The organism is Methylobacterium haplocladii (genome assembly GCF_007992175.1).
GTDB lineage: Bacteria > Pseudomonadota > Alphaproteobacteria > Rhizobiales > Beijerinckiaceae > Methylobacterium > Methylobacterium haplocladii.
In genome coordinates this window covers 1-25,631 of sequence record NZ_BJZT01000013.1, presented here as the reverse complement: position 1 = coordinate 25,631, position 25,631 = coordinate 1, and the positions used below count along the sequence as shown (strand labels likewise).

The 25,631-nt window shown below is 70.7% G+C and carries 12 protein-coding genes and 2 pseudogenes; 5 read left to right on the top strand and 9 right to left on the bottom strand.

All coding sequences use genetic code 11. The features are described 5' to 3' along the window. Nucleotides 1-49 precede the first annotated feature (49 nt). Nucleotides 50-430, top strand: coding sequence for a nuclear transport factor 2 family protein (locus tag MHA02_RS06670; RefSeq protein WP_147077811.1), 381 nt, complete (start codon nt 50-52; stop codon nt 428-430). Nucleotides 431-559: 129 nt separating this feature from the next. Here the strand turns inward: MHA02_RS06670 and MHA02_RS06665 are convergent, their stop codons facing one another. The 5 genes and pseudogenes from MHA02_RS06665 to cobT form a co-directional block, all read right to left on the bottom strand. Further along, nucleotides 560-763, bottom strand: a complete 204-nt coding sequence (locus MHA02_RS06665) for a CsbD family protein (protein WP_147077809.1) — start codon at nt 761-763, stop codon at nt 560-562. 74 nt (nt 764-837) lie between these two features. Beyond that, a pseudogene (locus MHA02_RS06660) lies at nt 838-1,032 on the bottom strand (PhnA-like protein); the annotation flags it as partial. 25 nt (nt 1,033-1,057) lie between these two features. Next, nucleotides 1,058-1,264, bottom strand: a pseudogene (locus MHA02_RS22620) (helix-turn-helix transcriptional regulator); the annotation flags it as partial. A gap of 19 nt (nt 1,265-1,283) precedes the next feature. Further along, nucleotides 1,284-1,421, bottom strand: a complete 138-nt coding sequence (locus tag MHA02_RS22070; protein ID WP_210245054.1) for a hypothetical protein — start codon at nt 1,419-1,421, stop codon at nt 1,284-1,286. A gap of 126 nt (nt 1,422-1,547) precedes the next feature. After that, nucleotides 1,548-2,567 carry a nicotinate-nucleotide--dimethylbenzimidazole phosphoribosyltransferase gene (cobT, locus tag MHA02_RS06650; protein ID WP_147077807.1) on the bottom strand — a complete coding sequence of 340 codons (1,020 nt, stop codon included), beginning with the start codon at nt 2,565-2,567 and terminating at the stop codon, nt 1,548-1,550. Between the two features lie 133 nt (nt 2,568-2,700). Here cobT and MHA02_RS06645 point away from each other — a divergent pair, with 133 nt between their 5' ends. The 3 genes from MHA02_RS06645 to MHA02_RS06635 all read left to right on the top strand — a co-directional run bounded on the left by MHA02_RS06645 (nt 2,701) and on the right by MHA02_RS06635 (nt 4,512). Next, complete coding sequence (locus MHA02_RS06645) at nt 2,701-3,531, top strand: adenosylcobinamide-GDP ribazoletransferase (protein ID WP_147077805.1); 831 nt, start codon at nt 2,701-2,703, stop codon at nt 3,529-3,531. Nucleotides 3,532-3,604: 73 nt separating this feature from the next. Then, the gene (locus MHA02_RS06640; RefSeq protein WP_147077803.1) at nt 3,605-3,820 is read left to right on the top strand and encodes a DUF1289 domain-containing protein; all 216 of its coding nucleotides are present in this window, start codon (nt 3,605-3,607) and stop codon (nt 3,818-3,820) included. Further along, the gene (locus MHA02_RS06635) at nt 3,817-4,512 is read left to right on the top strand and encodes a retropepsin-like aspartic protease family protein (protein WP_147077800.1); all 696 of its coding nucleotides are present in this window, start codon (nt 3,817-3,819) and stop codon (nt 4,510-4,512) included. The genes MHA02_RS06640 and MHA02_RS06635 overlap by 4 nt, the downstream gene beginning before the upstream one ends. Nucleotides 4,513-4,519: 7 nt before the next feature. Here the strand turns inward: MHA02_RS06635 and dusA are convergent, their stop codons facing one another. The 4 genes from dusA to MHA02_RS06615 all read right to left on the bottom strand — a co-directional run bounded on the left by dusA (nt 4,520) and on the right by MHA02_RS06615 (nt 23,217). Further along, complete coding sequence (gene dusA / locus MHA02_RS06630; RefSeq protein WP_238180321.1) at nt 4,520-5,491, bottom strand: tRNA dihydrouridine(20/20a) synthase DusA; 972 nt, start codon at nt 5,489-5,491, stop codon at nt 4,520-4,522. A 189-nt stretch (nt 5,492-5,680) separates the two neighbouring features. Next, entirely contained in the window at nt 5,681-9,517 is a 3,837-nt protein-coding gene (locus MHA02_RS06625; RefSeq protein WP_147077796.1) for a glycosyltransferase, read from the bottom strand. A gap of 120 nt (nt 9,518-9,637) precedes the next feature. Continuing rightward, on the bottom strand, nt 9,638-10,258 hold the full coding sequence (locus MHA02_RS06620) for an invasion associated locus B family protein (RefSeq protein WP_147077794.1): 621 nt from the start codon (nt 10,256-10,258) through the stop codon (nt 9,638-9,640). A 107-nt stretch (nt 10,259-10,365) separates the two neighbouring features. After that, complete coding sequence (locus MHA02_RS06615) at nt 10,366-23,217, bottom strand: autotransporter-associated beta strand repeat-containing protein (RefSeq protein WP_147077792.1); 12,852 nt, start codon at nt 23,215-23,217, stop codon at nt 10,366-10,368. Nucleotides 23,218-23,611: 394 nt separating this feature from the next. On the opposite strand from MHA02_RS06615, the gene MHA02_RS06610 reads away from it, so the two are divergent. After that, nucleotides 23,612-25,631 (top strand): nSTAND1 domain-containing NTPase (locus tag MHA02_RS06610; protein ID WP_244612406.1); only part of this gene is annotated, 2,020 nt, incomplete at its 3' end.

The window sequence follows — 25,631 nt, the reverse complement described above, 5'->3', positions numbered from 1 at the left end:
TGCGTGATATGAAGTCTCGGATCGACGGCAACGGTCGAGGAGACCCGCTATGGATGATCGCGGGATACGGGAAGCATTGGATCGCCATTGGAAGGCATCCGATGCGAACGATTTCGAGGCGGAGCACGCGATCTACCACGAGGACGCGGTTCTGGAATATCCGCAATCCGGCGAGCGTATCCATGGGCGGCATCGAATTCAGTCGTCTCGTGCGGCGCAGCCCGATCGGAAACATTTCGAGGTCCGACGGATCAGCGGCAGCGGCGACCTCTGGGTCACGGAATACGTCCTGACTTACGACGGGCGGCCGTCCTACACCGTGAGCATCATGGAATTCCGCGACGGACGGGTGTCCCGCGAGACCCAATATTTCGGCGACCCATTCGCGCCGGGTTCCTCACGCGCGCAGTGGGTCGAGCGCATGACGTGAAACCGTGCAGTCGTCGCGGATGGCCACCGTCACTGTTTGCGGACCTCTGATGCGGGCATCGGCGACCGGCCTCAAACGACGAGCGGGGTGGCCTCCCGGCCACCCCGCTCGTCGTCGATCGTATCGGCTTCAGATCTTGCTCTTGACCTTGTCGGCCAGGTTCGAGGCGCCGTCCTTGGCGTCGCCGACGGTCTTCTGGGCTTCGCCCTTCAGCTCCTGCGCCTTGCCTTCGGCCTGCAGCTTCTCGTTGTCGGTGGCCTTGCCGATGCCCTGCTTGACGTTGCCGGCGGCTTCGTTGGCGAGACCCTTGATCTTGTCGGTGGTGCTGCTCATCGGATGATCTCCTTGGGTGAGGGGTGGGTCGTGATGGAAGAGTCGACCAGCAACGGTCGGCCCCACAAAAAGGTTCAGGCGCGGCGAGCCGTTTCGTAGGCAACGACGGGACGGACCTTGCCGAGCAGACCGCCGAGGAAGCCGGCAAGCGCTCCGAAGAGAAGGGCGATCGCACCGTAGAAGGCACCCTGGGTTGCCGCCGACTTGGTGGCGATGGCCGCGGCCTCGGCCTTCTGCTTGGCGGTGGTCACGGCCTCCTGGTGCTGCTTGGAGCGTGCGGTTGAGCAGGGCTTCGCCGTGGCCCTCACGGCCGGGATGGCGCAGGTTGGCCAACTTCTCGATCAGGCCGCGGCTGAACCAGAAGGTGTCGGCCATCACCGTCTCGATGGCCGAGAACAGTTCGCGCTCGTTGCGCTTCCGATCGGTGATGTCCTGCAGCACGGCGAGGACGAAAGCCTCGTCGCCGATCTCAACCCGCTCCGCCGAGACGAGGCAATCGAGGTGGCCGCGACCTCGACGATCAGTTCGTCGAAGCTCGCGCCGGCAGCGCCTGCTCGATCGCGTAGCGCTCGGGAGCGCGGTTGGTGCGGCAGCGCAGGCCGAAATGCCGGCGGTACTCGCCGACGGTGCCGCCGAGCCGGTCGAGCGCCTCGGTCACGAAACTCACTCCCGTCGCCGACGATGCGGCAGGCAAGGGACCCGCGTCGCGCGGTTCCGCCCGCGACATGGGCCGTGTGTATCGATCCCCTGGTGCGTGCACTGGTATGGCCATAGCCGTCGCGCCTCAGGACGGTCCGGCCACCCCCGCCTGCGCGAAGGTCGCCATGTCCCGGTGGCAGGCCAAAGCCCCCTTGATCACACCCAGCGCGAGCGCGGCGCCGGAAGCCTCGCCCAGGCGCATGCCGAGCGACAGGATCGGTTCGAGGCCGAGCCTCTCCAGCACCTCCGCATGCGCGCCCTCCACGGACAGGTGCCCGGCGACGCAATGGTCGAGGGCGTGGGGGTCGAGGGCGTACAGCACGGCCGCGGCGGCGGTGGAGACATAGCCGTCGAGCACCACCGGGATGCGCTGTAGCCGCGCGGCGAGGATGGCGCCGGCCATCGCCGCGATCTCGCGGCCGCCGAGCCGGGCGAGTACGCCGAGCGGATCGTCGAGATGCCCGGCATGGGTCTTCAGCGCCAGCGCGATCGCCTCGGCCTTGCGCGCCAGCCCGGCCGCGTCGACGCCGGTGCCGCGGCCGACCCAGTGGGCGGGCTCGCCGCCCCAGAGCGCGCAGTAGATCGCGGCGGCAATGGTGGTGTTGCCGATGCCCATCTCGCCGATGGCGAGGCAATCGGTGCCGGCGGCGACCGCCTCCATGCCGAAGGCCATGGTCGCGACGGTGGCCTTCTCGTCGAGCGCCGGGCCTTCGCAGATGTCGCCGGTGGGCAGGTCGATGGCGAGGTCGAACACCTTGAAGCCGAGGCCGTAGGCCGCGCAGAGCTGGTTGATCGCCGCGCCCCCGGCGGAAAAGTTGTCGAGCATCTGCCGGTTGACCGCATCGGGAAACGCCGAGACGCCCCGCGCGGTGACGCCATGGCTGCCGGCGAAGACGCAGACCAGCGGCCGGTCGAGGGTCGGCGTGGCCTTGCCCTGCCAGACCGCGAGCCATTCGACGAGGGTTTCGAGCCGCCCGAGAGCGCCTGCCGGCTTCGTCAGCACGGCGTCGCGGGCACGCACGGCCGCAAGGGCGTCCTCGTCGGGCCCCGGCATCTCAGCAACGAGGCGGCGGATGTCGGCGAACGGAGCGGAATCGGCTGTCATCGCGGGGCGCTCGAAGAAACTGAAGGGCCAGCTTCGCCCTGACATGGCGAGAGGCTTGCCTGGGAGGCTATAGAAGTCGCGAGGCCTGCGGTGAAGGCGGCCGGACGATCCGACGCGGCGCGATGGGCGGACGATGAGCGACGACGACAGGGTTCACCCGACCCCGTTCTTCCCCGGCGCGGGCGTGCTCTACGACATCGCCGTCTGCCTCCGCTTCTTTTCGCGCGTCAGCGTGCCGGCGCTGCCTGACGAGCCGGCACCCCATGCCGCGCCGGATTTCACCACCGTGCCCCGCGTCCTGCCGCTGGCCGGGCTGCTGCTGGCGCTGCCGGCGGCGCTGGTGCTGGTCGCCGGCTGGGAGTTGCGGCTCGGCCCCTTCGTCGCTTCGGCGCTGGCGCTGGCGGTGCTGGCGCTGATCACCGGGGCGATGCACGAGGACGGGCTCGCCGACGTCGCCGACGGGTTCGGCGGCGGCAGCACCTGGATGCGCCGGCTCGAGATCATGCGCGACAGCCGCATCGGCGCCTATGGCGGCACGGCCCTGGTGCTCTCGTATTCGCTGCGGCTCGGCGCGCTCGCGACGCTGCTCGACCGCTCGGGCGCCCATGCGGCCCTGGCGTTGCTGCTGGCGGCGGCCGTCTCGCGCACCGCCGCCCTGGCGCCGCTGGTCCTGCTCGAACCCGCCCGCCCCGGTGGCGCCGGCGCCTCGGTCGGCCGGCCGACCGGCACGACCCTCGCCATCGCGGTGGCGCTCTGCCTCGTGCTGGGCCTGATCGCGTGGGCCCTCGGCTTGCCTCTGCTCGGCGTCGTGCTGATGCTCCTGCTCGCGCCCGCAGCCGCCTACGGCCTGACGATGCTGGCCGAGCGCCGGATCGGCGGCCAGACAGGGGACGTCATCGGGGCCTGCCAGCAGGTCGCTGAGATCGCCGCGCTGATCGGGCTGCTCGCGGCGACGCCGGTGTGAGTGGACGGTCGATTCTCACGTGGGCAGATCCACCCTTGATTCCGCCCCACGCCCTGGCTCATCTGCGCCTCAGATGATCACCGTGCCCTCCCCCAAAAAACCGTCGAGCCCCTGCACCAAGGTCTGCATCCTCGATGCCGCGTCTGGCCTGTGCGAGGGCTGCGGGCGCTCGCGGGACGAGATCGCGCTGTGGGGCTCGATGAGCGAGCCGCAACGGCTCGCCGTGATGGCCGTGCTCGGGGAGCGCCTGAGCAGGGCTTTCCCGAACGGAGGAGCGCGGACGGCATGAGGCTCTGGATCGGTCTCGGCATCGTCGGCGTCGCGCTGATCGCGCTTCTCGTGGCCGGCGACGACGGGTCGATCGCCGGGTTCGAACCCGACCGTTTCGGCAACCTCGCCTATCTGAGCGCCCTGATCGTGCTCTTGAGCGCCGGCTTCTGGCACCGGTTTCGCGATCGCATGGGCGAGAACCTGCGGGCTCTCCTGATCTGGGTCGGGATCGGGGCCGTGGTGGTCGCGGGATACGCCTACAGGGAACAGGCCCGGGAGATCGGCGGGGGCCTGCTCGGCGCCCTGCGGCCCGGGACTGCGGTGGTCGGCCCCGGCGGCGAGGTCACCATCACCCGCCGCGCCGACGGCGATTTCTCGGTGTTCGCCGAGATCAACGGGCGCACCGAGCAGCGCTTCGCCTTCGATACGGGAGCGAGTTCGGTGGTGCTGACGATGGAGAGCGCCGCCGCGCTCGGCATCAAGCCCGCCGAGAGCGCGTTCCGGACGAAGGTCTCCACCGCCAACGGCACGGCCATGACCGCACCGATCCGGCTCGACTCGATCACCATCGGCCCGATCACCGAGCGCAACGTCGACGCCATGGTCAGCCAACCCGGCGCACTCTCGACGAACCTGCTCGGCCAGAGCTTTCTGACCCGCCTGCCCTCCTACGAGGTGCGCGGAGACCGGCTGATCCTGCGCAGCCGTTGAGGCCGCCTCAGGCCGCCTGCCCCGACGGCGGCGCGAACTGCCATTCGCGCGAGACCTTCGCAACCGCCTCGTGCAGCGTCGCGAGCCCAGCGTCGGGGGCGACACCGGCGGTGGCGAGGTGACGGCGGAAGGCGCGGGCGCCGGGGCGGCCGTTGAACAGGCCGAGCATGTGCCGGGTGAAGGCGTGCAGCCGCAAGCCCCCTTCGAGGCCCGCGGCGATGGTCGGGGCAAACACTTCGATCGCTGCGAACGGGTCGGCGGCCGGGGCCGGCTCGCCGAAGAGCAGCGGATCGACGTCGAGCAGGATCGCCGGATCGCTGTAGGCCGCCCGCCCGACCATCACGCCGTCGACCTGCTCGAGCAGGCCGAGGGCTTGCGCCACGTCGGCCACGCCGCCGTTCAGGGCGACCGGCAGGTCGGGGTGCCCTGCCTTCAGCCGGGCGACGCGCCCGTAATCGAGGGGCGGAACGTCGCGATTCTCCTTCGGCGACAGGCCCTTCAGCCAGGCCTTGCGCGCATGAACAACGAGACCGTCGACGCCGGCTCGGCGAACGGCAGAGACGAGGGCATCGAGCGCTGCCTCCGGGTCCTGGTCGTCGACGCCGATGCGGCACTTCACGGTGACCGGCACCGACACCGCCGCCTTCATCGCCGCCACGCAATCGCCGACGAGGGCCGGCTCGCGCATCAGGCAGGCGCCGAAGCGGCCCTCCTGCACCCGGTCGGAGGGGCAGCCGACGTTCAGATTGATCTCGTCGTAGCCGAAATCCGCGCCGATCCGCGCCGAAGCCGCCAGCGCCGCCGGGTCCGACCCGCCGAGTTGCAGCGCCACCGGATGCTCCGCGGCCGAGAATCCGAGCAGGCGCTCGCGGTCGCCGTGCAGCACGGCGCCGGTGGTGACCATCTCGCTGTAGAGCCGGGCGCGGGCCGAGAGCACACGGTGGAAGGACCGGCAGTTCCGATCGGTCCAGTCCATCATGGGAGCGACGGAGAAGCGCCACCCGCTGAGAGCGCCACCCGTCGAGAGGCTGTCGATCACGTCGGTCATGGATCCGTGTTGAGCCGCCTGCGGTCGTGGGCGCGTCGTCGAGAAGGGGCGGTCGATACCATGCGCAAGCGAGCGTCAAAAGGGACGGGCCGACCGTCTTTCCGGCCGCGAGCAGGCGGTTCAGGGCATCGCCGCAATCTCGGCGAGGCGCTCCGCCATGCGCCGGCCGCTGGCGCGACAGCTCATCCGCGTCGCGAGATCGGCGCGGGCCGCGCTGCCCAGCTCCTCTCCGAAGGCGCGATCCGCGTAGAGCCGGCGCATCTGCGCCGCGGCATGGTCGAGGGACGGCTCGGCCCAGCGCAAGCCGCGCTGATAGGGCGGCAGATCCCGGTCGAGCGTCACGAGACGGAAGTCGACGAGAAGGCTGTTGCCGTCGTCCATGAAGTCGAGGTTGCCGGAATAGCGCGTCGCGATCACGGGTTTGCCGAGCAGCATCGCCTCCGCCATCGACAGTCCGAGCCCCTCGCTGCGATGCAGGGACACGTAGGCGTCGCAGGCCGCCATCAGGCCGAGCGTCTCGTGCCACGTCAGGGTCGCGTCGATCAGGATGACACCCGCCTCCCCCGCGGCCTGCTGCAGCTGGGCGAACGCCTCCGGGTGCTCCCGGCCGAACGCGGTCTTGATGACGAGCTTCGCCCGATTGTCGGGCCGGAACGCCTGCCGGAAGGCCTCGATCAGGCCGAGCGGGTTCTTGCGTTCCATGACGCTCGTCATGTGGAACGCGAACAGGAACAGGTAGTCGTGCTCCGGCAGGTCGAAATGCGCGCGGGGCAAGGGATCGAAACGCGGGAGCTCGACGCCCGGGGGCAGCACCCTCACCGGCTGGCGGAAGGCCCGCCTCAAGCCCTCGGCGACGAACTCCGTCGCGGTCCAGAACTCGTCGCAGTCGAGAGCCGCGCGGTTCCAATCCGGGGGCAGCTGGTCGAACTCCCAGTACCAGTACCCGATCCGGTAGGTCCGCTCGTCGCGTGGCCGGAGCCCCGAACGCGCATAGGCCTCGTTGAACAGAGGCTGCGGCTGCACGTGGATGATCGTGGTGTCGAAGACCTCCGACCCGGTGAGCCGGGGCGCGATCGGCTCGTCCGTGGCGAAGCGGATCGGCACGTCCCGCAGACTCAGCGGCACGCCGGCCATGCGCAGGCCCTCAACCATGCTCTCGGCCGAGATCCGCAATCCGGACGGGTAGGAGAAATGTCCGAGAATGTTGACGCCGCCCGTCCGAAGCTCCGACGCCAGCGCCGGGACGTCCCGCGTCCGCGCCCATTCGCGCGCGACGAACGGGAGCTCAGACCGGCGCGCCGACAGGTACCGCAGCAGCTCTCGCGTCCGGGATTCGTCGGTCAGCGCATCGGGAAAGGCGTCACGCCATGCCGGATGCGCGGCGAAGCCCGAGCGCACCTGCTGTGCATCGGTTGCACCCGAGGGTGCATAGGGTGCGAACAGCCAGTCCGATGCGATGCCGTAGGTCTCGCTCACCCATCTGACGAGGGCGACGATACCGAAGACGCTGCCGCCATCCGGGACGGCCTCCTGCCAGGCCGGCGTGATGGCCCAGGTCGCGCAGAGTTCGTCGAGCGGGGCCTCGGCGCAGGCGAGCAGGAACCACCAGACCTCCTCCAGCGCGAGAATTCCGACCGCGACGGCCTCGAAGAGCCGGCGGCAGGTGGCCCTCCGTCCGTTCGGCAGCAGGAACAGCGGCTGCCCGCTACGAAACGCGGTGTCGTAGGTCAGATACTGGCGGGCGCGGGCACCGGGATCCGTCGCGAAGGCGGCCGCGATGCCGGCGGCCTGGGCCTCCGACAGGCGCAGGATTCCGATCCCCTCCGTCCCTGCCCATTCCGCGAACCGACCTGCCCTCCCCTCGCTGAGCGCGCGCGGGAAGCGGGTACGGAGATCCGGCCGCCGCCGCAGCAGGTCGATGAGGAGTCCCGCGGGGCTTGCGCTTCGGTGCGCACGTCGCCCGGGCTCGGAGCGCCACGTCACCGCGTTCCAGGGCAGGCCGGCGGCGGCGGCCACGGCACCGTCATCGAACAGGTCGAGGGGCTGCGAGGCGTCGAGCGGATGCGCCAGATGCTCGATGGTACGGCGGAGGGCGATGGTTCCGTATTCCGGCCAGTGCTCGCGTAGGCGAGGCTCGGCGCTCCGGGCATCCAGGGCGGGGTGCAGGAAGGAATCGTCCTCGATCCCGAGGGCGCGCAGGCGTTCCGCCAGCAGAACGCGGTCGGTCGATGCATCCGTGGAATCCGGCGTCACGTGCGCCTGGGTGAGGACGGCGCCGGCGGCATAGACGGTTCGGAGGCCGGCACGCGCCGCGTCGAGACAGAACGCGATCGCAGCGCAGCCGGTCCGATACCGTTCGTCGTATCCGCCGATGCGCTCGAACACCGACCGGGCGACGAGCTGGCAGGCTCCGGACACCGCCGCCACGTTGCGCTGGACGTCGGGAGAGCCGAAGACACCCCAGTCGTCCGCCGCGGCTCCCTCGAACACGCGCGCGTAGAAGTCCCGCAAACCGAGACCGATACCGGCCTCCCGGATCCGGCCATCGGGGGCAAGCAGCTTCGGGCCGACCACGCCGACACCGTCGCCGATGCTCGGCCCCACCAGCGCGTCCAGCCAGCCGCCCTCGACGATCGTCAGATCGGGGTCGAGGAACAGGAGAAGCTCCCCCCGCGCCACGGATGCGCCGAGATTGTACGCCCGAGCGCGCGTCAGGCTTCCGTCGAGCGGGACGAACCTGATCGGCCGCTCGCCCAGTCGCGCACAGAACACCTCGGTCTCCGCTGTCGTCGATCGATGCCCGACGACGACGATGTCGATGTCCGGATAATCGGTGCGGTGCAGGAGCCCATCGAGGCAACGCCTCAAGCCATCGGCGTCGCCGGCCTGCGGAATCACGACGGAGACGCGCGGACGGACGGGGAGCGGCCACGCGACGTGGAACGTGCCGTCGCTGCGGGCTTCGATCCTCGGATCCTTCGTCCGATCCGCCCAGAGTCCTTGGAGAACGCCCTCGTAATCGGCGCGATGGGTCAGGGCACGGACACGATCGCACGCGGCCGGCTCGGTGCGCCGGCAGAGGATCACGGGCAGCCGGTCGATCCGGCCGGCACCGGCCGAGGCGCCGAGGTTGAGGCTCCATTCCGAAGCGGCGCCCGCCGACGGATCGGGGCATGCCGCGAGGGCGATCCCGCGGCGGATGGCTGTCAGGCGCCCGAAGTAGTTGTAGGCATCGAGCAGCTCGGGCGACCAGCCCGGCTTCAGCACCGGTGCGGCCCCCTGATGCTCGTCGCTGTAGACGATGTCGCTGTCCGCGCCTGCGAGATGATCCGCCAGCGCCGTCAACGCACCGTCCAGCACGATGTCGCCCGGATCGAGGAGGACGACGTAGTCGTTGACCGCCGCGTCGAGGGCGGCGCCGAGGAACGACCCGCCGGGCGATGCTTGCACCGCGCGGATCGCCGGCATCCGCGGATCGGTCCGAGCGGCGATGACCTCGACGATGGCGTCGTTCTGGCCTCTCAGGCTCTCCAGGGTTCTGTCGCTTGCGCGCGGCGGGCCGTCGAGCAGGATTATGCTGAAGCTGATGGCTCTGGGCCCTATCGCCCCGCCGCCGTGCGGGTCGGCGGCGCGCCGCGTCGCCGTGTTGGAGGCCGGCCCCGTGCTTGCAGCCCGTTCCAGGTAGTGCAGCAGGGCGTTGACCGAGCCGTCGGCGAGCTCCGGATAAGCGGCCAGATAGAGCCGCGTGTCGAAATCCGGGCCGGCCGGACGTCCTTCGCGGGCGCCGTGTCTCAGAAAATGGTCGAGCGGGTCCTGCCCCGAGGCGGCGACATCCGGATTGCGGCTCAGATACCAGCCGGCATTGAACAAGCCCGATTGCGCGACGAGACGCCGCTCCCGCAGCCGCTCACGACGCTCCCGCCGCTTGGCACCGAACGGAAGCAGCCTGCCGATCATCCTGATGCGCCATCTCCTGCTTCGCGCACTCGAACCCCGCTCGATCGGGACGAACCGAGATGGCGGAGTCGCGTAGACGAACCGGACCGGCCTGCATAGCCGGAGGCGGCAGGCGCTTGGCTAACCAGGTTCCTTGACCAATGCATCGAGGGCCTGGGGCAGACCGCGCCAGGACAGGGGGATGGCGACGTCCTGTCCGCCGGCGTTCTTGAAGACGATGCGGCCGGGCTCGCCGGCGGCGCGCCAGCGCTTGAGGGCGTCGTCCTTGGCGGGGGCATCGGCGACGCAGGCGCCGGGCAAGCAGCGGCGCCAGGTCAGGTCGTAGCCGGTGCTGTCCTTCTCGTCGGAGAGCAGACGGACGCCGCTCGGGAAGATCACGTTCGGCGGCAGCAGCACGGTCACCTGCAGCGGCTCGCCCACGCCGGCGCGGCCGATGGCGATCTGGGCGATGGGCTGGTTCTGCCCCTGCACCTGCATGGACTGGGCGACCTCGCAGACGCGCACCGGCTTCTCGGCTGTACCGCCGCGCTGGCAGCGCAGCACCCAGTCGCCGAAGCTCGCGGTGGTGGCGCCGGGCTCGTTCGGCACGGGCTTGGCCGGCGGCGCCGCGGCAGGCTGCGCGACGGCCTTGTTCGCCTGCGCGCCGACCGGCCCGGCCAGGATTGCGGCGATCAGCGCGGCCGTGACCGGCAGAGCGAGCGCGAGGACAGCCGTCCGATGGATCGGGGCGAGACGGAACATGACGGCGGACCTGCTGACGGGAATCGTGAATTTCGGAGCGTTCTTATCGGACGGCGAGGCGCCGCAGGCAGGAGTCATGGTCCCGCCTGCGGCGCCTCGCTTCGATATCAGAACCGGTAGGTGAAGTTGCCCTTCACGCCGTGGTCCTGGGCGCGCTGGCCGACCTGGCCGGTGTAGTTCACGCCGAGCGTGGTGCTCGGGGCGAACTGCCAGTCGATACCGGCCTGCGCCACCAGTGCATCGCGGTCGATCGGGATGCCGGCCGAGACGAACTGCTGACCGCCCGCGAAGGCGAGCAGCGCCGACGGCACCACGTCGCCGTAGGCGCGGCGATAGCCGACCAGCGCCCTGACCATGATCGGCAGATCGCTGGCGAACACCTCGGAGAGACGGCCCTCGGCGCGCAGGCCGATGGTCGAGGTGGCGAGGTCGTAGTCGCGGCCACGGGCCGTCAGCGCGGAGGCACCGCCGGTTTCGCTGAAGCCATCGCGGCCCAGGCGGATCGCGGCGGCTCCGACGAACGGCTCGACATAGCTCGTCCCGGTTCCGACGCGGTAGCCGACCTCGGCGAAGCCCTGGCCGGTCGTGCCGCCGTAGCGGGCGCCCGCGCTCTCGGAGAAGCCGGCGAAGGTGACCGCACGGCGCGTGGTCAGGCTGTTGCCGCCGAAGGTCGCGCCGAGGCGCAGCTGCAGTGGGCTCTGGTCCCCGAGCGGTCCACCGGCATAGAGCGCACCGTAGCCGCTCTCCACCGTGCCGGACGAGAGCCGCCCGGTGACGTCGAGATTGGTGAAGCTGTAGCCGCCGGCCGCGCCGATCCGCCAGTCGTTGCCCACCCGTGCGTCGCCGCCGAGCACGAAGCCCGAGGTCTGGCGGGCGAGACGGGCGGCGTTGCCGTCGGTCGCCGTCGAGCCGAACGAACCGAAGCCCTGGCCCCACACCGCGATCGGCTGCGGATCGACGAGACGCGTCGGGATCGCGGCGAGCGTCGGAGCCCGACCCGGCAGGTCGGCCGTGTAGGCCCCCGGCAGGGTGGTGCCCGGCGCGAAGCGCTGGCCGATGCCCTGGCCGCCGATCCCGCCGCCGAAGCCGCCGGCATCGCCCCAGCGCAGCCGGTCGAGCACCGCCTCGCGGACGAGGAAGGCGTTCTCGAACTGCGCCGAGACCGCGCTCGCATGGATCTCGCCCGAGAGCGCATCGAAGGCCACCCGCGATTGCGGCGCGGAGAGCACGGCAATGGCGTCGTAGAGCCGCGAACCGACCCCCGTCGCCTGGGCCGCGCCGGCGACGTTGCCCTGATTGCGCGTCTGCGCGGTCGTGGCGAACTGCAGATCGTTGCGGGCGAGGCGGAGATAGGCGTCGTTGGCGTCGTAGGTCAGGAACGGCGTCAGGTAGGCGAAGTTCGAGGTCACGCCCGCGAACCGCCCGGTGACGCCGCCGGCCGCGCTGAGGATCGTGTAGCTCGTGGTCGGGTTGTAGAGGCCGGCCTGGGCCGTGACCTGCACCGTGCCGCCCTGGAGCGTGGCGGTGCCGGTCGCCGCGATCCGGTCGGACTGGCCGGATGCGGTGGCGTCCACCTGGTAGAGCGACTGGCTGGCGAACAGCACGTTGCCCGCGACCCGCAGGGTCCCGACCGCGCCGGGGCTGGCGCCCGGAGCGACGGCGCCGCCGGCAGCCGCCACGACCCCGCCGACCGTGCCGGCACCGCCGAGCGTCGCAGCATTCGCCACGGTGACGACGGAGTTCGCGAGGCCCCCGTTGACGCTGAGGCGCCCGGCCTCGACCGTGGTGGCGCCCGAGAGGGTGCCGGTTCCGGTATAGGTCAGGGCGCCGGCACCGCGCTTCACGAAGCGGCCGGTGCCGTTGATGGCGCTGCCGAGGGTGGCATCGCCGGGCTGGTCGATGATCAGGTCGCTGTTGCTGGTCACCGGCCCACTGCCGAGGCTGGCCGCGGTGGCGACGAGCCTGCCGGCGTTGACGATGGTGCCGCCGGTATAGGTGTTGGTGCCGGTCAGCGTCAGGCTGCCGGTGCCGTTCTTGGTGAGCGAGGTCGCGGCCGCGCCGTCGACGATCGTGCCGGCATAGGCGGTCGAGCTGTTGTCGCCGTTGGTGGTCAGCGCGCCGTTCCGCAGGGTCGCCGCAGCGCTGGTGCCCGAGAGCGAGCCGACGGTGAAGGCGGTCCCGCCGAGATCGAGCGTGCCGTTGTTGGCGAAGGTCGTCACGCCGGTGAGCGCACCGGTGAGGGCGAAGCTCGCGCCGGCGCCGTTCGAGACCGCGCCGTTGATCTGGCCGGAGGCCTGGACGCTGCCGGTGTTGGCGACGCCGCCGTTGAGCACGCCGGAGGTGGCGAGCGTCCCGGCATTGGCGAACGGACCGGTGGCCGTCGTCCAGGTGCCCGTGTTGGTCAAGCTGCCGCCGGCATCGTTGCGGCCGTCTCCGCTCCATTGGCCGGCATTGCCGACGGTGCCCGCGTTGGCGGTGAGGTTGCCGGTCCAGACGCCGGTGGCGCGGTTGGCGATGGTGCCGGACGCGGTGTTGCTCACATCTGCATTGTAGGCGCCGTCGTTGACCACGCTGCCGGTGTTGGCCAGCGCGTCGGTGATGGTGCCGCCCTGGGCCACGGCGATCGAGCCGGAGTTGCTGATCCCGGCCGGAGCCGTGAGGCTGCCGCCGGAGGCCACGGTAAGGCTGCCGGCGTTCGTGAGCAGGCCGCTGAGCCCGTAGGCCCCGCCGCCAGCAACGGCGAGGGTCGCGCCGCTGGCGTTGGTGAGCGTGCCGTTGCTCGCCACCTGACCGCTGACCGTGACGCTGCCGGCGTTGTTGGCGATGGCGCCGTCGATCCGTCCGGCCGAGGCCGTCACCGTGCCGGTGTTGGTGAGGCCGCCGCCGATCGTGCCGGAGGTGGCGAGACTGCCGCTGTTCGTGACAGCGCCGCCAACCGTGCCAGTGTTGGTGGCGCTTCCGCTGTTGGTCAGGCTGCCGGCGACGCTGCCGGCATTCGTGAAGCCCGCCGCGTTGTTGACCGAGCCCGCCAGGCTGCCGCCGGCGGCGACGGTCAGCGTGCCGGCCTGGATCGCGGTCAGGCCAGTGAAGCCGTTGGCGCCCGACAGGGTGAAGCCGCCGGTGCCGGTCTTCACCAGACCGCCCGTGCCGGAGATCGTGCCGGCATAGGCCGTGGTGGCGTTGCTGCCGCCGGTGGTGAGGGTGGCCGAACCGAGCGTGACGCTGCCGGCACCCGCCAGCGAAGCCACGGTCTCGTTGAAGCTGTTCAGGTCCATCCGGCCAGCGGTCGCGATCGTCACCGCCGAGGCCGCGGAGAGGGCGTTCACCGCCCCCGCCTGCAGCGTGCCGGCCGAGACCGTGGTCGCGCCGGTGTAGGTGTTCGCACCCGACAGCGTCAGGGTGCCCGTGCCGGCCTTGGTGAGGCCGGTCGCGCCGGCAATCGTGCCGGCATAGGCCGAGGAGGTGTTGTCCGAGCCGGCCGAGAGCGTACCGCCGCCTGCGATGGTGGCCGCGGCCGTGGTGCCCGAGAGCGAACCGACGCCGAGGTTGTTGCCGCCGAGGTCGACCGCGCCGTCGTTGGTCAGACGACCGATGCCGGTGAGCTCGCCGACGACGTTGAGCGTCGCGCTGGTCTGGTTGGTGACATCGCCGTTGATCTGGCCCTGCGCGTTGACGGTGCCGGCATTCACCAGCGCGCCGTTGACGACGCTGGTCGCAGCATTGGTGTTGAAGGTCCCGGCGAGGATCGTCGCGCCGCCGTTGATGGTGCCGGTGTTGGTGCTCGTGCCGGCATTGTTGGTCAGACCGCCGCCGACCGTGCCCGCGTTGGTGAAGATCGCCGCGTTGACGACCGCGGAGGCGACGGAACCACCGGCCGCGATGGCGAGCGTGCCGGATTCCACTGTAGTGCTGCCGGCATAGGTGCTCGCCCCGGTCAGGGTGAGCGTGCCGTCGCCGAGCTTGCGCAGGCCGATCGTGCCGCCGGTGGCGGTCAGCGCGTTGGCGATCGTGACGCCGACGCCCTGGTCGACGTTGACGAAGCTCTGCGTCGCGGAGGTGACCGGATCGCCGATGAGGTTGAGCGTGCCCGTACCAGCGAGCTGGTACCCGGTTGTGACGAACTGCAGGCCCTGCACGCTCTGCGCTCCGGCCACGGTCACCGTACCGGCCGTGCCGCCGAAGATGCCGACGCCGGATCGCCAGACATCGTTGACCTGACCGCCGGGCAGCGTGGTCCAGTTGGTGTTGGCGGCGCTCCAGGTGCCGGTACCGCCCTGGCCGCCGGCCGTGGCGCCGGTCATGTCGGCGCCGTCGAAGTATTGCACGGACTGGTTGCCGTTGGTGAGCAGCACGTTCACCTGGTTCGGGATGTTCGTGTAGACCAAAGCCGTGGAGGCGGCGCTCGGCGTCGTCACCGTGTCGAAGGCACCGCTGAGCGCGCCGCCGTAATTGTAGATCCGGTAGGCGCCCGAGACCGGGGCGCTGGCGGCGCTGGTCGCGGAGACGAGGCTGAGCGTACCGCCGAGTTGCAGGTTGCCGCCCACGGCGATCAGGTCGTTGCTGGTCCCACCGACGACGCCCGACGCACCGAGCTCGAACAGCGAGGTCGAGCCGGCATTGAGCGTGTAGTCGCGGTTGACCGTCAACGTGCCAGGCGAATTGCCGGCGGAGACCGTGCCGCCGCTGGCGACGACGACCGAGCCGGCGATGGTGCCCGAGCCGTGCAGGGTGCCGCCGGTGTTGACGTTGACCGTCGCGTCGTTGGCCGTCGTGTCGCCGAACACGCCGTTGATGGCGAGGGTGCCGCCGCCGATGTTGGCGGTCATGCCGGCGAGCGGGGCGGCCGTCTGGCCGGTGAGGGTCCAGGTGCCGGCATCCACCTTGTTGAACGTCCCGGCCCCACTGACGGAGCCGAGGGCGAGCGTGCCGGCGACACCGTTGGCCGCCGTGCCGTCGCCCGCGCCGCGCAGGGTCAGCGTGTTGATGCCGCCGCCGAGGTCGATGGTGCCGAAGGCGGCCGCCGAGAGGGTGCCGGCGTTCTGGAGACGCACGCCGTCACTGGTCACGACGCCTGCACCGGCGGTGCCCGAGCCGGTATTGAGGGCGACGGTGTCGTTGCCGCCGCCGAGCGTGATCGCGCCGGTGGTCGAGCCGGCGTAGAGGTTGGCCGTGACCGTGGCGAGGTCGGCTCCGCTGCGGTCGTAGGCATAGATGCCGCCGGAGCCGCCATTCGTGGTGCGGGTCGAGTTCAGCGTTCCATAGTTCTCGACGGTGCCGGAGCCGCCGGCGAACTGCACGCCGTAGCCGAACTGCGCGCTCGAGCCGCCGGTGAAGGCGCCCCCCGTCGCGTTGACGATCGTGCCGCTGCCGCTCACGGCGGCGAGGCCCGAATTGACGCTGCTGGAGATCGTGCCGGCGTTGCGGATATCGATCGTCGACGACGTCAGGATGCCGTCGCTGCTCGGCGAGGTGATCGTCCCGGCGTTGCGTAGGACGAGCGCTCCGGCGGAGAGCAGGGCGTTGCCGCCGCCCTGGATCAGGCCGCCGGCCTGGTTGATGACGGTGCCGCCCTGCCGCAGATCGACGCCTGCGACGCCGCCCGGTGCGACGCTCCCGTCTCCGTTGAGGGTGCCGGAGGCGATCGTGCCCGCATTGGTGACCTGGTCGCCGGCGTTCGAGCCGACGACCCCGTACCGGCCGACGATCCGGCCGCCAGCGGCGTTCGTAAGGGTCAACGCGCCGCCGCCATCGCTGCCGACGCCGTAGCCGTTGCCGGACATCGTGCCGTTCTGCCCGTAGATAACGCCGGTGCCGTTATTCGTGACGGTGAGCGCACCCGTGCCGTGCTGGGTCACGCCATCGTAGCCGTTGCCGCGGATCAGGCCGGAATTGGTGACGGCGAGCGCCGCCGGGACGGCGGACTGGATCTGTATGACGCCGCTGAACCCGCCCACGATCTGCGCGCCGGCCTCGTTGATGACCGTGGTGCCAGCGGTCTGGCTGGTCAGGATCGCGTCGCTGGAGGCGTTCACGGAGCCCTGGTTGGTGAACGTGCCGCCGCCCGCGAGCGAGACCGAAGGGGCCGCGGAATAGCTGCCGGTCAGCGTGACGTTCGAGGCGTCCGCGACGGTGAAGCCGCCGGTCTGGCGCAGCGCGCCGAACAGCGTGATGCTGTCGTTGGCGCCGGTCGCGCCGCGCACGGTGAGCGAACCCGCGCCGGAGACGGCGTTGCCGAAGGCCAGCGTACCGGAGCGGTTCAGCGCCAGGGTGGCGCCGCCCGCGATGGTGACGGCCGAGCCTGCGGCGAGCGAGCCCGACGTGCCGCCGCCGCCGACCTGCAGCGTGCCGGCCCCGATCGTGGTGGCGCCGGCATAGGTGCTCGCGCCCGTCAGGGTCAGCATGCCGGCGCCGAGCTTGGCGAGGCTGCCGCCCGACGAGGTCAGGCCGGTGGCGTAGGTGACGTCCCGGCCGTTGGTGTCGACGCGGTAGGTCTGGTTGGCAGCCGTCGAGAAGCGGCCGGAATAGTCGGTGGCGTTGGCGGCGCTGTATTGCAGCGTGCCGCCCGTGAAGCTGAGCGTGCCCGTGGTGCCCAGCGCATTGGCGCTGCCGGCGTTGAGGATGCCGGCGGCGAAGGTGGTGCCGCCGCTGTAGCCGTTGTTGCCCGTCAGCGTCATCGTGCCGGCGCCGAGCTTCGTCAGGCCTACCGTCGCCGAACCGACCACCGCGCTGCTGATCGTCGTGGCGACGTTGGCATCGACGTTGATGAAGCTGCTGGTGTCGGTGTTGAAGGGATTGCCGCTCAGGTTGAGCGATCCGCCGGTGACCGTGTAGCCGGTCGTGGCGAACTGCAGGCCCTGCACGTCCTGCGTGCCGACCACCGTCACCGTGCCGGCCGTGCCGCCGAAGATGCCGACGCCCGAGCGCCACACGTCGTTGACCTCGCCGCCGGGCAGCGTGGTCCAGTTGGTGTTGGCCGCGCTCCAGGTGCCGGTACCGCCCTGGCCGCCGGCCGTGGCGCCGGTCATGTCGGCGCCGTCGAAGTACTGCACCGACTGGTTGCCGTTGGTGAGCAGCACGTTCACCTGGTTCGGGATGTTCGTGTAGACCAACGCCGTTGAGGCGGCGCTCGGCGTCGTCACCGTGCCGAAGGTACCGGCGAGGGCGCCGCCGTAATTGTAGAGCCGGTAGGCGCCCGAGACCGGGGCGCTGGCGGCGTTCGTCGCGGAGACCAGGCTGAGCGTACCGCCGAGCGTCAGACTGCCGCCGACGTTGATCAGGTCGTTGCTGGTGCCGCCGACGACGCCCGCCGAGCCCAGCTCGAACAGCGAGGTCGAACCGGCCTGGAGCGTGTGGTTGCCGGCGATCGTCATCGTGCCCGGCGAGTTGCCGGCCGAGACCGTGCCGCCGCTGCCGACGACGACCGAGCCCGCGATCGTACCCGAGCCGTGCAGGGTACCGGCGGTGTTGACGTTGACGGTGGCGGTCCGGCCTGCGGTGTCGCCGAAGGTGCCGTTCACTGCGAGCGTGCCCGCCGTGACGTTCGCCGTGCCGGTGAACTGGTTTCCGGTGCCGTTCACGCCGGTCAGCGTGGTCGTGCCTGCGCCCGCCTTGTTGAGCGCACCCGCCCCGGTGATCGTGTTGGCCAACGTCAGGGCGGCCGTCCGGTCGACGGTGAGGGTGCTGCCGGCTGTGGCGATCGCGAGATTGCCGCTCAGCGTGCCGGCCTGCTCGCCGATCACCAGCGTACCGCGGTCGATCTGCACGGCGTTGGCGCCGACACCGGTGGCGCTGCTGGCGATGGTGCCGTAGTTGGCGAGCGTGGCGACGCCGGTGCCCGACGCACCGCCGTCGATGCGCAGGCCTATCGCGCCCCGCACGGTCGGCTCGATCGGAGCCCCGCTCGCCCCCACCGTGACCGTGTTGCCGGTGCCGGTGCCCGTCAGGAAGATGCCGGCATTGGTCGCAACGCCGGTGCTCCCGGATGTGATGGCACCGTTCGCCGTCACAGCGACCACGCCCGACGTGCCGGTGGCGACGACGCCGGAACCGTTCGTCGTGGTGATCGGGCCGGCTGAGACCGTCACCGTGCCCGCACCGAGCGTCGTGGCGTTGACGCCGGTGGTCGCGGCGGTGACGGTCCCCGAGCGCGTCACCAGCATGTTGCCGGCGTTGCCGGCATTGAGGATCGCGGCGTCGATGCCGATGCCGGTCGTGCCGGTGGTCGCGCCCGTGCCGGAGATCGTCACGGCGGCGTTGCCCGCGCCCGGTCCCGTCCCGGCATGGGTGGCCCGGATGCCCGTGCCGCCCGAGATCGCGCCCGCGCCGCGGACCGTGACCGTGCTGCCCGCACCGGAGGAGCTGTTCTGGGCTTGCGCGATGACGCCCCGCGTCGCCGCACTGACGTTGGCATCGGCCTGGACCGTCACCCCACCAACCGACGAAGACGCCACGATGCCGTTCGAGGTCGGGAGCAGGGCGGCCCCGATGACGCCCGCCCCCGACGTGGTGACGGTGACGCTGCCGTAGGTCGACGCGGCGTTGATGCCGTTACTGAAGGCTCCGAACCCGGCAGCCCCGCCGATCGCCCCCGTGTTGGTGATCGTGACGCCGCCGGACCCGAAATCCGTCACGCCGATCGCGTCGACGGAGGGCGCGCCAGCGGCACGCTGAAGCGTCGCTGCGTTGCTGATGGTAACCGCGCCCGTCGCGTCATTCGAGTCGTTCTGCGCCGCGATCACCGCGGTACCGGCGCCGCTCTGGATCGTGCCGGCCGCGGTGTTCACGCTCACCCCGCCAAGTTTGGAGTAGGCACTGATGCCGAAGCCGCCGGTTGTGATGCTGCCGATCGCGGTCGTGCCGCCGACGACGACGTTGCCGGTCCCCGAGGTGGTGGCGAAGATGCCGCCGCCGGTTGCAGTGATCGAGCCGCCCGAGACGCCGTCGACCTTGATGTTGCCCGTGCCGGTGCCGCCGTTCGACGCGAGCACGCCGGTGCCGGTCGAGAAGATCGTGCCGGCCGTGACCGTGATGTCGCCGGCCGTGGCGCGCGTCGCGTTGATGCCGATGCCGCCGACGCGGGTGGTCGCATCGGTGCCGATCCGGCCGCCGGACTGGTTCACGACGATCGCGCGCCCCCCGGTCGTGGTGGCGTCGATGCCGTTGCCCGTCGCCTGGACCACGCCGGCCGTCTGGTTGACGGTGACGACACCGCCCGCGCTCTTGGCGCTGACGCCGGTGCCGCTCGTTCCGGTGACGTTGCCGCCGACATTCACCGTGACCGCGCTGGTGCTCACCGTACCGGCCGAGGAGGCGGTGATGCCCGAGACGCCCGAGACCGCGCCCGTGCCGGTGGTGACGCTCACCGTCCCGGTCGCGCCTGCATTGGTCTCCAGGGCCGCGTTGATGCCGACATTGGCGCTATCGTTGTTCGCGGTGGTGGTACCGATCGTGTTGCCCCTGATGGCACCGGCACCGGCCGTCACGGCGATGTCGCCCGTCGTGCCCCTGATCTTCGCGTTGATTCCGATCTTGGCCGTGATGCTTCCCTGCGCGTCGACGCCGACATTGCCGCTGCTGAAGTTGATCGCCCGCACGCCCTCTGCCTGGCCGTAGATCGTTCCCGACGTGACGGAGATCGTGCCCGCGGCGTTGCGCTCCGCATTGAGGCCAACCATGGGATTGCTCACGGTCGAACCGATCGTGCCGCCCGCCTGGTTCACGATGACCGCGCCCGATCCGGTCGACCGGGCGTCTATGCCGTTGCTGGTTGCCTGAATGAGGCCCGCCGTCTGGTTGACGGTGACGGCACCGTTCACGCCGCTGGCGGCAATGCCCATGGCGTTGGCACCGGTGCTGGTGACGTTGCCGGCGGTGACGACGTCGACAGTGCCCGTCCCGGTGGTGCTGGCAAAGATCGCGCTCGCGCCCGAGACGGCGCCGAGGGCGGCCCCCGTCGTGCCGAGGACGACATTGCCGCCGAGGCTGACCGCCCGGATGCCGAAGCCGCCGGTGCCGGTGTAGGAACCGTTGCCGGTGATGGAGATGGCGGCGGCCGAGGTCAGGCTGGCGTCGATGCCGTTGACGCCGCTGATCGAGCCCGTGCCCGTGTTGGTGATCGCGACCGCACCCGTCAGTGCGAAGACGCCGCTCTGGTTCGCCGCGGTGACGCTGCCGGTGTTGTTGAACGTGCCGCCCTGCAGCGCCACGCCCTGGTTGGTGGCGGTGATCGTGCCGGCATTGCCGAAGATCGCGCCGGTGTTCACGAGCACCGCGGCCTGGGCCTGCCCACCCGTTGCGCCCGGGACCAGCCCGGCCACGCCGGCCGTGTTCAGCGAACCGGTCGTGCCGAGAGCGAGCGTGCCCTGGTTGACCACCAGCGCGCCGCCGGTCATCGCGCCCGACAGCGTCTGCGTGCCGCCGCCGGTCTTGGCAAGGATGCCCGTGCCGTTGGCGTTGATCGCGCCGGCGTAGACGCCGTCCGTGGTGGCGTCCCCGCCCGCCGTCAGCATGGTGCCGGCCGCGATGTTGACCGTGCTGCTGGTATTGCCGTCCGAGAGCGAGCCGATCGTCTCGTTGGTCTGCGTCCGAAGCGTCGCCGCCGTGCCGAGCAGGTTGCCGAACGTCACCCGGGTGGTGTCGGCGATGGCGGTGCCGGCGGCGTTGTTCAAAGCCAGCGTGCCGGCATTGATCGTAGTCGCGCCGGTGTAGGTGTTGACACCGGACAGCGTCCAGGTCCCCGCCCCATCCTTGGTCAGGCCGCCGACATTAGCGCCGATCGCGCCCGAGACCGTATTGGCACCAGTGCTGGCACCACCCAGCGTCAGGCCGGTATTGGCCGCACCGCCGTTGATGCCGCCCGACAGCGTCAATGTCCCGGCGTTCGCGTTGATGCGGCTAGCCGCACCCAGCGTGATTGCGCCGCTGTAGGTGTTGTTGCCGATGAGGCTTTCGAGGGCGCCGTTGTTGGTGCCCGTGCCTGTGCCGCCGCTGCCGCTGCCGGAGAGCAGGAGGGCGTTGGCGACCGTGATGCCGCTCTGAAGGCCGAGGGTGCCACCCAAAGCGACCGTCGCGCTGCCGGTTCCCAAGGCCGCACCGTTGTCGACGATGAGCGAGCCGGCGTTGATGCTCGTACCGCCCGAATAGTTGCTGGCAATGCTCAGGCGCCAGATGCCGGTGCCATCCTTGGTCACGGTGTTGGCACCGGTGGCGATCGCACCCGTGATCAGGCCGTTGCCGGCGCCGCCGAGCGTGAGGCCGAAAGCGCCGGTGATTGCGGTGCCGGCCGTGAGTTGCAGCGTGCCGGCATCCGAGTTGATGCGGCTGGCGGCCGCCAACGTGATCGTGCCGCCGAAGGTGTTGACGCCGGACACGTTCTGGAGCGCGCCGTTGGGAGACGTCTGGTTGGACCCGTTGCCCGACAAGGTCAGCGCTTCGCCGAGGACCGCGATGCCACCTTGCAGCTGCAGCGTGGCGTTGTTCGCCACCGTGGTTCCGGCAGCCGTGGTGCCCAAGGCCGAAGCATTCTGGATATTGAGGATGCCGGCCGCGATCGTGGTTGCGCCCGCGTAGGCGTTGGCGCCGGTCAGCGTCGTGGTGCCCGTCCCGATCTGCTGAACGGATCCGACGTTACCGATGACGCCGCCGAAGGTCAGCGCATTGTTCCGGTTGAACACCAGCGTGCCGGCGTTGGCGACATTGCCGGCACCGAGCGCGCCGGTGCTACCGCCATCGCCGATCTGCAGGGTGCCCGCGAGAATCCTGGTGTCGCCGACATAGGTGTTGGCGCCGGTCAGAGTCGTGGTGCCCGTCCCGATCTGGTTGAGCGGTCCGTTGCCGGAAATGATGCCGGCGACGGTCACCGCATCGGACCGGTTGATCGTCAGTTCGGCGTTGTTGGCGAGATTGATATTGCCGGCTACCGAACCGGTGGTGCCACCGCTGCCGATCTGGAGCACGCCGCCCGAGACCGTGGTACCGCCAGTGTAGGCGTTGTCGCCCGTCAGCGTAAGTGTGCCTGAACCGACCTTAGTGAGAGCGGCGGTGGATGCCCCGGCGCCGGTGCCGATCACGCCGGAATAGACGGTGCTGGTATTCAGGCCGCCGACCGACAGGGTCTGGTTGTTCTGCTGGAACTGGACGGTGCCGGAGCCCGCGAGCGAGCCGACGTTGAGGGTGGTGTTCGCGCCGGTGTTGACGGTGAGTGGGCCGCCGTCGTCGAAGCGGACCTGCGCCTGACCCGCCTGCCCGCCGGCGTCGAATCGGAAACCGCCGCCGGGCGTCCCGACGACGCTGGTGCCATCAGGCGTGCTTGTCGAGATCAGCGTGATGTTGCCGGCATTCGCCGAGAAGGCGACGTCCACGCCACCGGTGTTGGAGTAGATGAACTGCTCGCCGGAATTGCTGACGATGTCCGACGTGAACGTGACGGCGTGACCGTTGTTCGAGATATAGTACTGGCTCCCCCCGGCCTCGAACGTGATGCCGCCGACGGTCGTGGATTGGGTGAAGAACGGGCTCCGCGTGCCGCTTGATCCGAAGATGGCCCGCTCGTCGGCCGTATCCGGCACGTTGACCCCGTCCCAGCTTGCGGGCGCGTTCCAGTCGTTGTTGCCGTTGCCGGACCAGGAGATGTCCTGCGCCGCGGCGGCGGACGCGCCGCCGATCAGAGCCGTAGCCGCAAGCAACGCCCGCTGCCACTTCCGCCGACCGACCCGCGCCGCCGGCCGCACCTTGCGCACCCGCAGCGGGTTCAGCCGCGCCAGCAGCGAGGCCGGGGTCTCGATCGCCAGCGCCAGGAGCCGGGCCATCCGGGCCTGCAGCAGCGAGGCCGAAGACGGCAGGTGCAGCACGCTCGGAGCCGGCTGCGGCAGGATCCGGATCCCGACCAGGGCCGTGGAGGCGAGCCAGAGGCCGCGCATCCGCGAAGCCACCGACACGGCCGTGCTGTTGACGCTCGACATACTCTGCCCCCTGAGGCGAAACGCTTTGGCGCGGCCGCACCCCTTTGCAGGGCTTTTCGGCGCGCTCTCAACGCGCTTCGTTAGAGTAGAGTCAAACCCGGCGCATTGACTGGGCGTCCCAATCTACGGTCGCGTCGTCGCGATCGATTCATAACCCGAAGGTGATGCATTCCTGACACGGACAAAGCGATGATCGGGTCCGGGATTTGTCTGGTACAATACAGAGAGTGCCGGAAGTCCGACTTGGCGAGCCGGATATTTCTCGGTTTCCGAACGTTGCGGCAGAGCCGGACATCGATGCCGATCTCCTCCGGGATCGGCGGTCAGCATCCGAGACCGCGCGCCGATTAACGGCTAAGCTGTTGCGGTCCTCGCTCTGCAGCCTCCACGAGCCATGCCGTCGCCGCTACGCATCTTCGTCTCGTCACCCGGCGACGTGCGCGAGGAGCGTCTGCGCGCGCAGTTGATCATCGCCAAGCTCGCGCGGGACTATGCCGGCTTGGTCGAAGTGCGGCCGTATTTCTGGGAGAGCGAGCCGCTGCGCGCCAGCAGCCACTTCCAGGACGAGATCGAGCCGCCCTCGCAGCACGATATCGTCGTGCTGATCCTGTGGTCCCGGCTCGGCACGCCGCTGCCGGTGCGCACGGCTCTGCGCGCCTATACCGGCATGGACGGCCGCACGCCGGTGACGGGCACCGAATGGGAGTTCGAGGACGCGCTCGCCGCCTTCCAGCTCCGCAGCACCCCCGATCTCCTGGTCTATCGCCGCAGCGGCGATCCCGGCACCTCGCTCACCGACGCGGGCCTTCGCGCCGAGCAGGAGCAGCAATGGCAGGCGCTCCAGGCGTTCTGGGCGCGCCACTTCGAGAACAGGGGCGAGTTTCTCGCGGCCAGCGCCCGCTACGACAGTCTGGAGGCCTTCGACGCCCGGCTCGAAGCCGACCTCGCCAAGCTGATCGAGCGGCGGCTCCTGGCCGCGTCTGGCGGGGCCGCCCCCACCCATCTGAAGGGACCGCCCTATCGCGGGCTCTCGACCTACGACTTTCCCGACGCGCCGGTGTTCTTCGGCCGGGACGGGGCGATCCGGACCGGGCTGGTGCGCCTGTCGGAGGCTGCGACGGCGCGCGCCGGCTTCCTGATGGTGCTCGGCGCATCGGGCTCGGGCAAGAGCTCGCTCGCCCGCGCCGGCCTGCTGCCGGCGCTGGTCGCGGCCAAGGCCGTGCCGGGGGTCGGGCTCTGGCGGAGGGTCGCGATGCGGCCGGGCGATGCGGGCGCGGACCCGATCGCGGCGCTGGCGGGCGCGCTGCTCGCTGGCAACCCGGCCCATGGAGAAGGGCTGGCGGAGCTCGGCGGTCCCGGCGCAGGTGCGGCGGAGCTCGCCCGGCACCTGCGGGCCTCCACCGGGGACGCCTCGTATCCGTTCCGCACCGCGCTCGGGGCCCTCGCGGCGCAGGAGCGCAGCGCCAAAGCCCTGCTGTCGCACGAGGAGGCGCGCCTCGTCCTGCTCGTGGACCAGCTGGAGGAACTCTTCACCCGTCCCGACATCACGGAGGACGACCGGCTCGCGTTCGTGCGCCTGCTCGCGGGGCTCGCCCGCTCGGGCGTGGTCTGGGTGATCGCGACGATGCGCTCGGACCTGTGGCATCGCGCAGCCGCGATCCCCGAGCTTCTGCTGCTGACCGAGGAGGGCGCGCGCCTCGACCTGCTGCCGCCCGATGGCGCCGAACTCCTGGAGGTGATCCGGCGTCCGGCCCGCGCCACCGGCCTGCAGTTCGAGGAGAACGAGGCGCGCATCGGTCTCGACGCGGTCCTGGCCGAGGCGGCGGCGGCCGAGCCGGGGGCGCTGCCGCTTCTCTCGGTGGTGCTCGAGGACCTCTACCGGCGCGACGTCACCGAACTCGGCGGCCGGCAGCTGACCTTCGACGCCTACCGGGTGATGGGCGAACTGAAGGGCGCCATCGCCACCCGGGCCGAGATGGCCTGGACCGGCCTGCATTCGCGCGATTCCAAGGCGGCGGAAGCATTGCCGGAGGTCCTGCGGACGCTGGTCACGTCGAGCACGGGGGAGGCGGTGACCTCGCGCCCGAGCCGCCTCGACGCCTTCGCGGAGAACTCGCCGGCACGCCGCCTGATCGAGGCCCTGCTCGCACCCGACATCCGCCTGCTGACCGTCGAGGGAGACGCCCGGCAGACCAGCCTTAGGCTGTCGCACGAGGCGCTGATCGAGCACTGGCCGCGGGCCAGGGCACAGATCCAGGCCGACCGGCGCGACATCGAGACCCGAAGCCGCCTGGAAAGCCTGCTCAAGCGCTACGAGGAAGCGCCGGCCGGCAGGCAGCGCTCGCGCGCCCTCCTCACGGGGCTGCCGCTGGAGGAGGGCATCGACCTCGTCCGGCGCTGGGCCTTCCCCCTCT